Source organism: Providencia sp. PROV061 (genome assembly GCF_011045655.1).
Taxonomy (GTDB): Bacteria; Pseudomonadota; Gammaproteobacteria; order Enterobacterales; family Enterobacteriaceae; genus Providencia; species Providencia hangzhouensis.
The window spans coordinates 4,353,166-4,368,757 of sequence record NZ_CP042861.1 but is presented as its reverse complement, the minus strand read 5'-3'; the positions used below and the strand labels follow the sequence as shown (position 1 = coordinate 4,368,757).

Genomic DNA, 15,592 nt, shown 5'->3' with positions numbered 1-15,592 from the left:
CTAATAATTAGATAATTAAATTTATATTTTTATTTATTCCAATGGAATTGAGCGTGAGTGAAATATAAAAGTTTGCTATCATTTGGGCGGGTGCTTGAGCCTTTCTGGTTCAAGCTTATTATATTGGATAAAATGTTTGGGTTAGAAATGGAAAAGCCCCGTTAGTTATTATTAACCAACGAGGCCCAAACCTAACCGAACAATTAGGATTGTGCCTCTTAACTATTAAGAGGTCAAGGGAAATGAGCAAGTTCGCAGTGATTGCGTTTGTTTCGGCGTGTATTACCGTGTTCGGTATTTCACTATTAATGCGGGATAGGCTTTGCCTAATTGTCATTAGTCATGGAAATACAGTTGTTCAAACAACGTTTTCTTACGAAGAATAATGTTGCTTTACGAGGGAGTTTATTCCCTCGTAATTTCCCGATTTAATTGTGAGTATTCAGGTTTGGAATTAAGTGCCCAATTAAAAACACCCCAAGATATTATTGAATCTTTGGGGTGTTTATTTAATTAGTTATCTAAATAAATAATTAAGCAATATGTACAGTTTTTCCACCAATAATTGTACGTAATACTTTTACATTTTCAATATCATCAGCAGGGATCTCAAATACATTGCGATCTAGCACGATCATATCAGCAAATTTTCCAGCCTCTAATGAGCCGAGTACATCTTCACGGTGCTGTGCATAAGCAGAGTCAATGGTTGCAGAGCGCAAAACTTCAATTACCGTCAAATCTCGGTCATTATCGAGTCTCGGTGCTTTTTGGCCATTAATATCGCGGCCACGGCGTGTCGCTGCGACTTTTAAATCATACCACTCATCGAAATCATCGATTGGCCAGTCACTACCAAATGCAACAACCGCGCCAGCATCGACAAATTTAGCGATGGGTTCAAGTTGCTCAAAACGTTCATCACCGAGCATTTTTTTCTCAAAAGCCGCTAGCTCTGGAGTTGGGGCTGCCCACTGGAAAGATAAACAAGCGATGGTTTTTAAGCGCGCAAAACGGGCGTAATCATCCGCATGGACTAGTTCATTGTGAGCGAGTCCTGGGCGAATATCTTTTTCTGGGTGCGCTGCTCGCATTTTTTCAATCGCATCTAATACGATGGAAACGGCACCTTCACCAACAGTATGCAAGTGAGGGTCATAGCCTGCTGCGGCAATTTTTTCCATTAATTCATCAAGAATTTCAGCTGTGAAATACAGATCACCATAGTTATCCGTTTCTACCCAATTAGGCGTGTCATCTGTGCCTTGATTAATGCGGTATGGCTGCAATAACGACGCTGTCATTGTTGGAAATTGCATGACACCATCAACAAACATTTTAATATTATTCAAGCCAATACCTGGGGTTGGTGTCCAATCAGCTTGGTGCCATTTTTTGGCAAATGCAACGGCTTTATCCACGGCTGCCGCTACTGAAGCAACATCTGGTGTTTCATCGGGGGTGATTTCACGAGCAGCTTGGAAACGGATCGTAAGGTCACCACGTTGCTGTAATTGAGAAAAGGCTTCAAGCTGTTGTTCTGAAACGCGGGCGTCCATCACCATAGTCACACCTTGCTGGTTAAGTACTTTCTGTACTAATTCAGCAACTTCAATTGCTTGGTCGTCACGAATTGAAGGAATGCTATCGGCAGCACGCATAGCGGGTGCATCTTCAAGGATGCCATTCAACTCACCGTTCTCGTATTTGCCAATTTTACCATCAGGTGGCTCAGGCGTGTCTTTAGTGATACCAAATAGTTCGAGAGCACGGCTATTGGCTAGCAATGTATGGCAGTCATTTGAAAATAATACGACAGGGCGTTTTGTATTGAGCTTGTCCATATCTTCACGATACATATCAACACCCGCCGGGATCATTCCTTGACGTAGCCATGCAGTGACTTTGAGCCAATCATTTTCCCCGGTACGAGGGTCTTTATCGAGGTGATCTTGTACACGCTCTAAAATTTGCTCGATAGTTAACGATTCATAATTTAAATGACAACCGAAGAGTTGAATACCGCCCCAAAAAGGGTGCATATGACCATCAATGATACCAGGCATCATCATTTTGCCTTCGAGATCGATACTCTCTGTTTCAGGGCCAACATACTGATGAAGTTCATCAGAAGTGCCTGTGGCAAGAATGTAACCATCACGAACAGCAACTGCATCGACAACGCGATTTTTATCATTCGCAGTATATATATAACCGTTAAAATAAATAACGTCAGCTAATTGATTATTCATTGTAAACCGTCTGTATCAGTGGTGCTTTGGTGGCACCAGAGCTAAAAAAACAACGGGGAAGGCAAGTGCTCCCCCGTAATCATTTATAAGACTTGAAATGCTTAGTTAATAATCATTTCAGTTTCATCGTCAGAGATTGCAGGTGGACGACGAGTAAAACCATGGGTCAGCAGTGCTAAGTAAATTGCCCCTGCGGCTAGCCACCATAAACCCACTTTAAAGGCTTCGCTATCAAGGCTTGTCCATAACCATAATGTTAGGATAACACCAATAGAAGGCATAATCAGGCAAGTGATAATTTTTGTATTATCCAGCGGTGCTTTACGGTCAATGTAAAAATGTTTAATGACCGATAAATTCACAAAAGTGAATGCAATTAAGGCACCAAAACTAATCATTGAGGCGACCATGCTGAGTGAAAGCACTAATGAAAGCAGTGATGCTAACGCAACAAAGATAATTGAGTAAACCGGTGTATTGAGTCTTGGATGCAGATAAGCAAACAGCGAACGTGGTAACACACCTTCACGGCCCATCGCATAGAAAATACGCACAATACTGGCTTGTGAGGTCATTGCCGAGGCAAATACACCGATAACATAAGCGGTGATAAAGCTAGAAGCCATCATCGCACCACCAACTTGTTTCATTACCGCAAGGCTAGCAATATCGGTATTAGGAATGAAATCTTGCCACATCGGGTAAACCAAGTGCGCACCATAGGAAATGATGACAAATAGCGTACCTGCGATAAACACGGTGTATAGAATCGCTTTTGGTAACGCACTACGTGCATCTTTGGTTTCTTCTGCCATGGTGGAGATCGCATCAAAGCCAAGGAAGGCTAGGCATAGCACCGCTGCACCGGCAAATAACCCTGATACTTGTTCTGACATTACCGTAATAGGTGCCAATAAAGCATCAGTATCCAATACAAACGAAGTTTTAAAACTTAAGTATAGGAACACTGCGATAAATACAAATTGCATTAAAATGATTAGCATATTCATTGAGGAAACTAATTTAATTCCCAAAATATTCATAATGCTAACAATTGTGATGGTACTGCAAATAATCACATACATTGGGATATCGGGGAACGCTTCATGAACAAAGATCCCAATTGCAATGTAGTTAATAATTGGCAGAAAGAGATAGTCGAGCAATTGTGCCCAACCCACTAAAAACCCGAGTGTGCCGCCAAAGGTTTTTTGCACGTATGAATAAGCAGATCCTGAAAGAGGAAGTGCGCTTGTCATGCGGCAATAGCTCATGGCGGTAAAAAAGACGGCAGCTAATGTAATTAAATAAGCGATAGGCAGATGGCCCTCACTCAATACAGTAACTTGTCCATAGGTGGTGAAAATTCCGAGTGGCACCATATAAGCCAGCCCGAAAAAAACTAACGCAGGAGTGGTCAGTACGCGTTTCATTTGAACGGTATTCTGTTGCATTTTTAAGCCCTTCCCAAAAGCCCTTAACAACGTTAACTCTGTCTGAATGCACAGGCCGAGTGAACCTAAAATGCAGCCGTACTCGTCATACTTCGAATCACAACGTTGTTGGCTTCGCTCGTCGCCTAGTTATGTTTTCGAATTATTTAGAGTCTTAACGCTACATGGTTGTATTAAATTAAATCTTAGAACCGTCTGCATTCAATTTCAGAAAACCTCGCACCAGGACATTTTTAAAATGAAATGTCATCGTGCGCACTTTAATGAAACGTCAGTGATGAATCGGACCATCACCATCCGCTGGGGTGAATACAAGCGGCGTACAATATAATTACCAAGTTCCTATTAAGCAATCATTAATTGAAAAAAATAAACAACTACTTTTATTTCAAAGAGTTGTTTGATGGATGTGTTTATTAATTGAAGTGGATTTAAGATAAGTTAAATGATAGCTATTATGTATAGAAAATCAAGATGAATTTTTCTGTTTAACTTATTGATTTTATGTGATTAAATTTATTTTGTTACAATTGCGTATATATAGATAAGAACAAAAAGATTTAAATTAATTTTAATTTATCATGTGGTAGATAAAGAATTTACTACTTAATTAAATAGCCTATTTGCATTAATTAAATTAACTATTTGAGTTCCATATAATGAAACACCGACTTCGTTTAGAATATAAAACGAGAGTCGGTATTTAATATTAACGCTATTTACCGGCTATCTGAGTTTCTGTAAACAGTTAGCCATTATTTTTTTCTCAGTTTCTGCTGGGTATATAATGCATCTAATGTAAATAAAATTAATGCAACCCAGATAAACCCAAAAGTGACTAACAATTCAGGTGTCATAACTTCACCGTACACAAAGACGGCGAGTAAGAACATAATACTTGGCCCCATATATTGGAAAAAGCCTAGCGTTGAAAGCCTTAAATGGTTAGCTGCTTCTGTAAATAGTAACAGTGGCACTGTAGTAATTACCCCGGCAGCAATCAGAAGTGCATTCAAATGCCAATCATTCATTGCCATATCACTCGTTGGACTATCTGCAAAAAATAATAAGAAGATAATCCCGACAGGAAGCAGCCAAAGTGTTTCGAATGTCATTCCTGTTTGTGCGTCGACCCCTAATTTTTTACGTAATAATCCATAGGTGGCAAATGTAACAGCTAAACTTAGCCCAATCACAGGCACTGAGCCAAATTGCCAAAGCTGGATCAATACACCTGTTAGTGCAAGACCAACAGCAATCCACTGCATGCGGCGAAAACGTTCTTGTAAGAATAGCATTCCAAACAGTACGTTAACTAGTGGGTTAATAAAGTAACCTAAGCTAGCTTGTAGCATATAACCATTATTAACTGCCCAAATATAAATTAACCAGTTACAAGCAATTGTCGTTGCCGTTACACCAAGAACTAATATTTTCTTTGGTTGCTTTAGTACTTGGCGAACATAACTCCAATGCCGTGAAACTGTTAATAATAAAATCATAAAGAAAAATGACCAAATAATACGATGAGTCAGGATTTCTTCTGCGGGCACTTCTTGGATGCTTTTAAAATAAATAGGTGCGACACCCCAAATAAAATAGGCGCCTAAGGCACATAACACGCCTTTGGTAGTATTTTGCTGGCTCATTGTTGGCTCTGAAATTGAATTAAAGACTAAAAAGATACTTATACAGAGAGACCGAGCCGATTTAAGCGGCTCGATTTTTGATACCACTAATGTGACATTGCTCAGGTTTTTTTACAAGTTATTAGTTTAGTAGGTGACTAATTATTTATATTTTATTTCTATCCAACCAGATAAGTTGCCGTTGCTGTTGCAATATGCTGGTTGTTTTCATTATGAAACTCGCAGCGGGTAACGGCTATTTTATTACCGTCTCTTAATAAGCTAGCACTAGCAGTAAAAATTTGCCCTCGACCGGGGCGTAAATAATCAACTCGTAAGTCGATTGTCCCCATTCGGGACATTTTATCGACAATCTCGGTGTGGGTTAATGGATTAATACGCTGCAAAATACGATTGATGCATACCATCCCCCCTGCAACATCTAAAACCGAAGCGATCACACCGCCATGTAAAATGTTCTGAGTAAAATTACCAATTAATTGTTGACGATTTTCAACAGTAAGCTGAACAAAATCATCATTTAAACTCATTAATTTAATACCAAGTAGCTGGTTAAATGGCATTTTATAAATAAATGCATGGCTCATTAAGTCACTGGCTTCTTCTAAAGTATAAGTACGGTCATTCATCGTTTTCATCCTTTAAAAATATGTGAATAATAAGTTAACATTATGTGTAAATTATGTCTCTAACAAACGAATGAATAATCTTTCAACAGTTATTCAGTTTTGTGTGTAAAATAGGACAAACTTTTTTTGGACGATGTTGAAAATAGGAATGACTAATGCGCGCTTTACCGATTTTGTTAAGTGCAGTGCTCTGCTTTTGGTCTGCTTCATTGTTTGCGACTGAAAATACAGGTGTTCAGCCTGAAGAAGATGTCAAAAATACCTTGCCAATACGTGGAAGCATCATTTCAGGATTACTGCAACACCATGATAACCCATTTGTGCTGTATCCATATGAATCGAATTATATCCTTTATACCTATACATCCTCGATGAATAAAGAAGCCATTTCTAGCTACAATTGGGGTGATGATGCGTTAAAGGACGAAGTTAAATTTCAATTAAGTTTAGCGTTTCCATTATGGGCGGGTATTGCGGGTGATGACTCAATTTTAGCTGTTTCTTATACTCAGCGTTCTTGGTGGCAGCTAAGTAATAAAAAAGAATCTTCACCATTTAGAGAAACTAACTATGAGCCTCAAGTGTTTGTTGGCTGGTTAACCGACTACCAATTTGCGGGTTGGACGTTGCGTGAGATTGAAACAGGTTTTAACCACGAGTCAAATGGTCGTTCAGAGCCTACTTCTCGCAGCTGGAACCGAGTATATGCAAGGGCAATGGCGCAAAATGGTAACTGGCAAGTTGATCTCAAACCTTGGTACCGCATTCATGAAAGTGAAGGGCGTGATGATAATTCTGATATTACCAAATATATGGGTTACTATCGCTTAAAAGTAGGGTATGCGTTGGGAGACAGCGTGTTTACTACGACTGGGCGCTATAACTGGAATACAGGGTATGGTGGTGCAGAATTGGGGTGGAGCTATCCAATTAGTAAACATGTGCGTTTTTATACCCAGTTGTTTAGCGGATATGGTGAGTCGATGATAGACTACAATTATCGCCAAACACGTTTTGGTATCGGTGTTATGCTAAACGATATGCTGTAATGGAAGAAAAACTCAGCTCTCTATTTTGTTCTGAGTTGAATACCAAGTCATGAATCAACAACTTCGCTGCTCAATTGGGCAGCGGCTTGTTTTATCGATTGAGGAAGTTTGTGTCCACTGCTTGCGTCATTAACCAACTTTCATTGGCTGAACATGTGCTCAATAGTACATTCGGCTATCAGTCATTTCGCCCTGGGCAAGATGCCGTCATTGGGGCTATTTTGGATAACCGTGATTGCTTAGTGTTAATGCCAACAGGGGGGGGAAAATCCCTTTGCTACCAAGTTCCTGCTTTAGTTAAAGAAGGTGTCACACTGGTCGTTTCACCATTAATATCATTAATGAAAGACCAAGTTGACCAATTAAGGTTACATGGGGTTAATGCTGCGTGTTTAAATTCATCGCAAACGTCACAAGAACAACGTCAAATCATGGAGCAGTGCAGTCAGGGGGAAATAAAATTACTGTATGTTGCTCCTGAACGGTTGTTAACTGATTATTTCTTAAGCCAATTAGCAGGATGGAACATCACCTTGCTAGCAGTGGATGAAGCCCACTGTATTTCCCAATGGGGACATGATTTTCGCCCTGAATACCGCGCACTAGGCCAATTACGGCAATCATTACCTAATGTACCCGTGATGGCGTTAACCGCAACTGCGGATGAAACCACACGTGCAGACATTATTCGCTTATTAGAGCTACATGAGCCATTAGTCCATGTGAGTAGCTTTGATAGGCCAAATATTCGTTATACCTTAGTCGAAAAATATAAGCCTTTAGATCAACTTTGGTTTTTTATTAAAGGGCAAAAAGGAAAAGCGGGTATTGTTTATTGTAATAGTCGCAGTAAGGTTGAAGAAACGACAGAGCGCTTGCAAAAGCGAGGCTTAAGTGTTGCGGCATACCATGCAGGGTTAGACGCTGCCCAACGGGAGTGGGTACAAGATGCATTTCTAAAAGATAACCTACAAGTTGTCGTGGCGACAGTGGCTTTTGGGATGGGAATTAACAAATCAAACGTTCGGTTTGTCGCTCATTTTGATATTCCGCGTAATATCGAAGCGTATTATCAAGAAACAGGGCGGGCAGGTCGTGACGGTGTTGAAGCCGAAGCCATTTTATTTTATGACCCTGCAGATATGGCATGGTTACGTCGTTGTCTTGAAGAAAAGCCTGCGGGTATGCAGCAAGATATAGAACGGCATAAGCTGAATGCCATCGCGGCTTTTGCTGAAGCACAAACTTGCCGCCGTTTGGTGCTACTCAATTATTTTGGTGAAAATCGCCAGCAGCCTTGTGGCAATTGTGATATTTGCTTAGACCCACCAAAACAGTACGATGGGTTAGTGGATGCGCAAAAAGCGCTGTCCTGTATTTATCGTGTTGGTCAGCGCTTTGGTATCGGCTATATTGTTGAGGTTCTGCGTGGCGCTAATAATCAGCGTATTCGTGACTTAGGCCATGATAAACTGCCCGTCTATGGCATTGGTAAAGAACAAAGTAATGAACATTGGGTCAGTGTGATTCGCCAACTGATCCATTTAGGTATGATCACACAGAATATTACGCATTTTTCAGCGCTTCAATTAACGGAGGCAGCACGGCCAGTATTACGTGGTGAAGCTGTACTAAAACTCGCAGTTCCTCGTGTTTTAGTGGTAAAAAGCCGTAATCAACAAAACAAAATTTATCATGGCAATTATGATAAAAAGCTCTTTGCTAAACTGCGTAAATTGCGTAAATCCATTGCAGATGAAGAAAATATTCCGCCATTTGTGGTGTTTAATGATGCAACATTAATAGAAATGGCTGAGCACACCCCGACTTCACCTGCCGAATTACTGTTAATCAATGGTGTTGGCGAACGCAAGCTCGAACGTTTTGGAGTAGCATTTATGGCGCTTATCCAAGACCATCTTGAAGGTTATGAATGAATAGATAAGGAAACTGCAGGATGACGCCTGAAAACCTAAAAGAGAGTTGGCTGAATCGAGAAACTCAATTTTCTGCTTTTACAAATGGCCCGCTTTTAGATTTCTGGCAACACCGTGAAGAATCTCAATTCGTGGGGGTTGATGATATCCCCATTCACTATGTCCGTTTTATTCATCCAAAGCATCATAAAGCGATTGTCATTTCACCGGGGCGCAGTGAAAGTTATGTGAAGTACCCTGAAGTGGCTTATGATTTTTATCATTTAGGCTATGATGTGTTTATTATTGATCACCGTGGGCAAGGGCGATCAGGGCGCATGTTAGCGGATCCTCAAAAAGGCCATGTTGAAAAATTCACTGATTACATTGACGATTTTGAAAAGTTCATTGAGCTTGAGGTTAAATATCGGCATTATCCAAAATGTTATGCATTAGCTCACTCAATGGGGAGTGCTATCTTAGCCGGGTATTTGTTGCGAGATAACGTCACTTTTGATGCTGCAACCTTATGTGCGCCGATGATTGGTATTAATTTACCAATGCCTCGTTGGATGGCGAGCTTTATTGTTGATAGAGCCGAATCTCGCGAAAGTGTCCGTAATGATTATGCGGCTTCTACTGGGAAATGGCAGCCATTACCTTATTTAATCAATGTATTAACACACAGCCCAGAGCGTTATCGGCGCTACTTACGTTATTATGCCGATTATCCTGAATTGCGCTTAGGTGGGCCGACTTACCATTGGTTACGTGAAAGTTTTGTGATTGGCGATGAGCTAATTGCGAAAGCGGGAGAAATTGATGTACCACTGATGGTGTTGGAAGCCAGCGAAGAAAAAGTGGTCAGCAATAAAGAGCTACAAGCTTTTTGTCAAAGCCGACAAAAAGCGCAAATAGGACGAGAAGAAAAATTACCTCTCATCATTGAAGGGGCACACCATGAAATCCTATTTGAAGTGGATGCATTAAGAGCGATGGCGCTTAATGCTATCTGTGATTTTTTTGAGCAGTATTAGTTAGGGTTTGAATATGAAATATCCTGTAGTTGCTTCCGATTTGGATGGGACACTGTTATCTCCCAATCATGATTTAACGTCTTATACAAAAGACACCTTGAAACAGCTAGTGACTTCCCAAGATGTGCATTTTGTGTTTGCAACAGGCCGTCACCATGTGGATGTTGCTCAAATCCGTGATGGTTTAGGCATCGACGCGTATATGATCACATCTAACGGTGCACGGATCCATAATACCCGCGGTGACTTAATTTTTGAGCACAATGTTGACCCTCAAATAGCTCATGAACTGTGTTTGATGGAATTTGATAACCCTGAACTTATCACTAATTACTACCATGGTGATGATTGGTTTATCAACAGGGAAAGCCCTGAACAAAAAGAATTTTTTAAAGAATCGGTATTTAACTACCAGCTGTTTGACCGCCATAATTTTGTCACTTCTGAAGTCTGTAAAGTTTACTACACCAGTGAAGATCATGACCTGCTGGTGGATTTACAGCAGCGCATTCAAGCACGCTGGCAAGATAAAGTGAATGTAACGTTTTCATTGCGTAGCTGTTTAGAAGTTATGGCTGGTGATGTTTCTAAAGGTGAGGCTCTGAAGCAAGTTGCGGCACTACATGGCTATACACCGAGTGATAGTATTGCTTTTGGCGATGGCATGAATGACAAAGAAATGCTGACTATGGCTGGAAAAGGCTGCATCATGCAAAATGCTCATCAATTGCTAAAAGATGCGTTACCACACATGGAAGTCATTGGTTCGAATAGTGATGATGCTGTTGCTCGTTATCTGAGAAATAAATACCTTAATAACGCATAATGTATTTTGTTATTTGAAATAGAGGAACCAGATAGGCAATATGTTTATCTGGTTTTTTATTATCTCAATTAGATGAAAAACGTAAGTTCCCATAGCGAAAATACAGCGAAACGTGCTTTTTGTGAAATTTAGGCCACTTTTCCTATTTTTTCTGACAAAAAGTAAATTTAAACTAGGGGGATGAGTGTTTCGGTCGATATTAATGGATAGCACTGTTTTCACAGGTTGCATATTGCACTGTTGAGGGTTCCTTAGGATGAAAAAAATTGCGTTAGCACTGTTGTTAGGCTCGATTTGTTATAGTTCTGTTTTAACCGCTAAACCTACCACTGCGCCAGCACCGGCGACAGCAGCACAAGAACCCTCGATTGAACAAATTACGCAGTTAGCACAAAAAGGTGATCCTAAAGCTCAATTTCAGCTAGGAGAGCGTTATTTTAAAGGTTTAGGTGTTTCTCAAGATTCTAAAGCAGCGGCTGAGTGGTTTATTAAGGCGGGGAACCAAGGGAATTCAGATGCACAGTTTCGCTTAGGTACGATGTTTGTAAATGGTTTTGGTGTGCGTCGTGATTATGACAAAGCGATGCTATGGTATGAACAAGCAGCGGCTCAAGGTGATACCCGAGCTGAAACCAACATGGCTATGATGTACGCACAAGGCTTAGGTGTCAGTCAAAACCTAGAAAAAGCGGCATTTTGGTTTAGAAAAGCAGCGCAAGGCGGAAATATACTTGCTCAATTCCAAATAGGCCAAATGTACTCGATTGGGAGTGGCGTTGATTTAGATGACGAGAAAGCAGTGTTTTGGTTTAGAAAAGCCGCGAAACAAAAGGATGCCAAGTCTCAAGACCGCTTAGGTGTCATGTATTCTGAAGGACGTGGTGTGAAGAAAAACTTGCAGCAAGCCTACGCATGGCTTGCAACTGCGGTGTATAGCGGCAACGCAGAAAGTCATCGTCTACAAAATAAGATTGCGGCTCAGTTAAGCCCTGAAGAATTACAGCAAGCACAAAAATTAGCGGAAGGTTATATTAAATCGTATGGTTTTAAAGCCAGCTAATGATTAAGCAGATGTGTGGGATACGATTTTGTATCCCACCAGTATGACAACAGATAATACAAGATAGCACCAAGAAAGCCGATAAAAACGATTGTTTCCCCAGCCTCGACGAATAGCTAGCTGTTGCTGTTGTGATGATAGCTTGCTACAAAGTACACGAAACCCAACGATATAAACCGCACAATACACTTGCCAAAGGTACAGTGTATTAAATGCAAAAGCTTTCCCAACAATTAATAAGATAATTAATGGAATTAAAAAGAATAAAATCGACCCAACACGTTCAAGTTGGGCGATCCTCAACATCACTAATTCGTCTTTTTCATTTAATTGTAATGGCATAATACGGCTTACAATTCCCCTGACTTACGACTAGGATTACGCCCTGAAAGATTGTTTGTCGCACTTTGCAGAGAATTATCACGGACATCCACCCTTGCTTGGAATGGTGGGAATGGCAAGGTAATTCCTTGTTCAGCAAAGGAAACTAAGATGTTTTGGTGAATTTCATGGCGCGCAGGTAACCGGTGGCCCATTTCAGCGGCATAGACACGTAATTCAAAAATCTGAATACCTTGTTGTAAATCAACAAGATATACTTCAGGTGCTGGGTTATCTAAAATCATCGTAGAGCGTTTGGCTGCACGTAAAATGGTATCTGTCACTAATTCACTATTGGCATCAGAAGGTGCAGGAATAGTCATGACAATACGTGTGATCGTGTCAGACAGTGACCAGTTAATAAATTGTTCAGTAATAAATGCCTTATTTGGCACAATAATTTCTTTTCTATCCCAGTCTGTCAGCGTAGTGGCACGGGTGTTGATCTTGGTAATACTCCCCGTCAAGTTACGGATAGTTACTGTGTCCCCAATCCGGATCGGTTTCTCAAATAAGATCATTAACCCTGAGATAATATTGGCGAAAATTTCTTGTAAACCAAAACCAAGCCCGACCCCCATTGCCGCAACAAGCCATTGCAGTTTTGACCACTCAATTCCTAACATAGAGAAGCCAACAATGGTCCCTATAATAGTTATCGTATACTTTGTTAATGTGCTAATGGCGTAACCAGTACCTGGTGTTAAATCCAAATGTTGGAGTACGGCCAGCTCAAGCAAAGCCGGTAAGTTACGAACCAATTGTGCGGTAACGATAATAGTCAAAATGGCAATGAAAATAGACCCCATGGTGATAGGTTGTACGGTATCAACGCCATTAACCGTTGATGTCACATCCCATAAGCGAATATTTTCAAGAAAAGAGAATGCGGTATGTAGCTCGGACCACAGCCAAATCAATGAGACCAAGGCAATCATGGTTAAAATCGAACGAACTAACCCAACGGATTGGGTACTGATGGTATCTAAGTCGATAACCTGTTCTTCGATATCAATATTTCCTTCACTACTGGCGTTTGCTTGCTGGTTATCGTCCTCACCTTTAGCACGTTGAGCTAATATCTCAGCACGGCGTTGTTTCGCACGCTCGAAGGCTAATTTACGGCGCTGCATTGACATCCAACGGCGGATCGTATGATAAACGATAAGGATAACAAACCAAATGGCGACAGAGGTTTCTAAACGAGCAAGCAAGGCCTGTGAAGTTGAAAAATAACCTAAAATGGAGAAGAACCCAGCAACGATAGGTGCGAGTAATATCATCCACCATAATGCTTTATTAACAATATTCTCACCGGAGCCATGTCTATCTAAGTAGAGAGGGATTTGTGAGCGGCGTAAGTTGTTGGTAATTAAGCTAAGTGCGACACATAAAAAGATAAAGCATAAGCGGCCAATACTAGCTGCAAATTCCCTATCGCTATAATGTTCAAAGGTAATAATTGCCATCACGAGTGGAACGATGACAAAAATCGCCATTCGGTAATAACGCATCGCACGTTTAACAGAATCTTTGTCCCAACCGAAGTGAGAAATAAATAACCCAGTAGGGCGAGAAAAGGTTTCGCTGATCATAAACAGCCATAGTAAAGGTGTCGTCGCACTGACACCATAACCTATCGCCGCGGCCATGGGATATTGCCATGCACTTTGTAAGCCATAACCGATGGCTGACCACATCATAGGGAGAGGAAGAGCAACAATTATTGACCAAAAAATAGTTCGAATGGTTAAGTAAAACCGGTCTTGTGTCACCTTACCAATCCGTAAACTGGAGCGGTCAAGAAATGCTTGGTAGTGCTTGCGAGTGCTAATACTGAAAATGACTAATGCTATCGAACCTAAAAGATACAAAAATGTATCTTGTGTTGTCAGCATAACACGTAGAGCACCGGCCAGTTGGGACAAGGTATCCAGAGAAAGTAATTGAGTAATATCCGTTACTAACATGACAGGATAGCTGATGCTTATTGGCGGAACATCTGCGACCCAGAAAAGATAACGGTTTGAAGCATCTTTGACTTCTTTTAATGCATCGGTCAATTGCCCAGTGGCGACATTGAGCTTTGTTAGCTCTAACATTTCAGCATCTAGACCTGAAATTAAAGAGGTTAGTAGCTCACGGCGGGTTTTAATCAATGACTGATAAACTTGTACTTGAGCTGTATTGAGCTCATGCTCGCTTTCTTGCTCGGTTGTATCTATTTTACTTAGCCTATCGAGGCTATCTTCATAATTTAAGCGTTGAACGCGTAAATCTGCCATTTCCCGATCAAGCTGCTGGCTCTTTGGAATATCAGGCAAACGGGAGAGTTGTGTTCTGAGCGCTTCCCCTAATGTACTTGAGCTGCTGATCCACTGAGCTTGCTCGCGAATAGTTGTGAGCGCTTGTCGAGCATCGCGGATACTCGTTGAAATTTCAGCTTGGCTATTGGTGATTGCGCTCATGCGCTGTGCCTGAGCGGTTAATTCCTGAGACATTTTACGGTTAATATCAAGCTGCTCAGTTAAAAATGGGGTCAGTTCACCTTGCGCAGCCAACATCTCGGTATGTTCTAACGCTAAAATTGCTTTTTGTTGGCGTTGGGTATTTTGGAAATCACGCAGGTTTTGTAACTCAAGTTCCATACGTTGATAGCGTTTTTTGTATAACTCCAACGTAAGGCGTGAGATTTCTTGGCGGTTATTGGCAGAAAGCTGCGCCATTTCCAGTTCATTAACTGTTGATTTGCGAGCACTTACTTCGGCTTGAGCTAATGTGTACTGGGCATCGGCTAATGGCGTTGAGGGGGTACTCAGAGACTGAAAGCGCGAAGAGGCTTCAGTGAGTAAGCGTCTAGCTTCAGAAAGTTGTTGTGGCAGAATACTTAGTGATTCACTGATTTCGCGGCCTTTATCTTGCTCTTGCTGAGTTAAGCGGCTTTGATCGAGTAATTGGCTGCTAAGCTGAATAATACGTTGTTCAAGTTCACCTAAGCTGATACCCACAGGTATAGGTGCTGGTTCATCACTTTCATTGAGGATTTTTTGTCTTATTTCTTTGATAATTCTAGGGAAGTTATCAATGGCTTCTTGATAAGACTTGGCCTTTGCATCGGAATCACGTGTTTCACTCATCCAATTCAAAGCACCCTGTAATGCTTGTGCTATCTCTGCATCTTTGGGGTTGGTACTTGACTCAAGTTGTTTGAGCTCCTGCTTAATCTGTGCTTCATCCTGCGCTGCAGTCGGTGCTGCAACGGAAGAAAAAACGATTAACAGGCTAAGAAAAAAACTGATAATCACACGCACAGTGAGGAGCTCCTTCAAGGGATAATAA

The 15,592-nt window shown here is 41.0% G+C and carries 12 protein-coding genes; 6 read left to right on the top strand and 6 right to left on the bottom strand.

All coding sequences use genetic code 11. The features are described 5' to 3' along the window. The first annotated feature begins 242 nt into the window (after window positions 1-242). Complete coding sequence (locus FVA72_RS20195) at window positions 243-386, top strand: Hok/Gef family protein (RefSeq protein ID WP_110591039.1); 144 nt, start codon at window positions 243-245, stop codon at window positions 384-386. A gap of 147 nt (window positions 387-533) precedes the next feature. Here the strand turns inward: FVA72_RS20195 and FVA72_RS20190 are convergent, their stop codons facing one another. From FVA72_RS20190 to FVA72_RS20175, 4 genes are all read right to left on the bottom strand, one after another. After that, window positions 534-2,252 (bottom strand): amidohydrolase, encoded by a 1,719-nt coding sequence (locus tag FVA72_RS20190; RefSeq protein ID WP_110591040.1) that lies wholly within the window; start codon window positions 2,250-2,252, stop codon window positions 534-536. 101 nt (window positions 2,253-2,353) lie between these two features. Further along, entirely contained in the window at window positions 2,354-3,706 is a 1,353-nt protein-coding gene (locus FVA72_RS20185) for an APC family permease (RefSeq protein WP_096864356.1), read from the bottom strand. A 755-nt stretch (window positions 3,707-4,461) separates the two neighbouring features. Then, window positions 4,462-5,355, bottom strand: coding sequence for an EamA family transporter RarD (rarD, locus tag FVA72_RS20180; RefSeq protein ID WP_004906041.1), 894 nt, complete (start codon window positions 5,353-5,355; stop codon window positions 4,462-4,464). 158 nt (window positions 5,356-5,513) lie between these two features. Further along, window positions 5,514-5,984: a thioesterase family protein gene (locus FVA72_RS20175; protein ID WP_110591041.1), complete on the bottom strand. Its 471-nt coding sequence runs from the start codon at window positions 5,982-5,984 to the stop codon at window positions 5,514-5,516. Window positions 5,985-6,139: 155 nt separating this feature from the next. On the opposite strand from FVA72_RS20175, the gene pldA reads away from it, so the two are divergent. The 5 genes from pldA (at window position 6,140) to FVA72_RS20150 (ending at window position 11,872) form a co-directional block, all read left to right on the top strand. After that, window positions 6,140-7,033, top strand: a complete 894-nt coding sequence (gene pldA / locus FVA72_RS20170) for a phospholipase A (protein ID WP_004906038.1) — start codon at window positions 6,140-6,142, stop codon at window positions 7,031-7,033. A 110-nt stretch (window positions 7,034-7,143) separates the two neighbouring features. Further along, window positions 7,144-8,970, top strand: a complete 1,827-nt coding sequence (gene recQ, locus FVA72_RS20165; protein ID WP_110591042.1) for an ATP-dependent DNA helicase RecQ — start codon at window positions 7,144-7,146, stop codon at window positions 8,968-8,970. Between the two features lie 20 nt (window positions 8,971-8,990). Beyond that, window positions 8,991-9,986, top strand: coding sequence for a lysophospholipase L2 (pldB, locus tag FVA72_RS20160; RefSeq protein WP_004906034.1), 996 nt, complete (start codon window positions 8,991-8,993; stop codon window positions 9,984-9,986). Window positions 9,987-9,999: 13 nt separating this feature from the next. Next, window positions 10,000-10,812 (top strand): sugar/pyridoxal phosphate phosphatase YigL, encoded by an 813-nt coding sequence (yigL, locus tag FVA72_RS20155; RefSeq protein WP_094962476.1) that lies wholly within the window; start codon window positions 10,000-10,002, stop codon window positions 10,810-10,812. A gap of 256 nt (window positions 10,813-11,068) precedes the next feature. Beyond that, window positions 11,069-11,872 carry a tetratricopeptide repeat protein gene (locus FVA72_RS20150; RefSeq protein WP_004906030.1) on the top strand — a complete coding sequence of 268 codons (804 nt, stop codon included), beginning with the start codon at window positions 11,069-11,071 and terminating at the stop codon, window positions 11,870-11,872. A gap of 3 nt (window positions 11,873-11,875) precedes the next feature. Here the strand turns inward: FVA72_RS20150 and FVA72_RS20145 are convergent, their stop codons facing one another. Further along, a complete protein-coding gene (locus FVA72_RS20145; protein ID WP_094962477.1) occupies window positions 11,876-12,214 on the bottom strand; it encodes a hypothetical protein in 339 nt (112 codons plus the stop codon). Window positions 12,215-12,222: 8 nt separating this feature from the next. Next, entirely contained in the window at window positions 12,223-15,564 is a 3,342-nt protein-coding gene (gene mscM, locus FVA72_RS20140) for a miniconductance mechanosensitive channel MscM (RefSeq protein ID WP_004906027.1), read from the bottom strand. Window positions 15,565-15,592 lie beyond the last annotated feature (28 nt).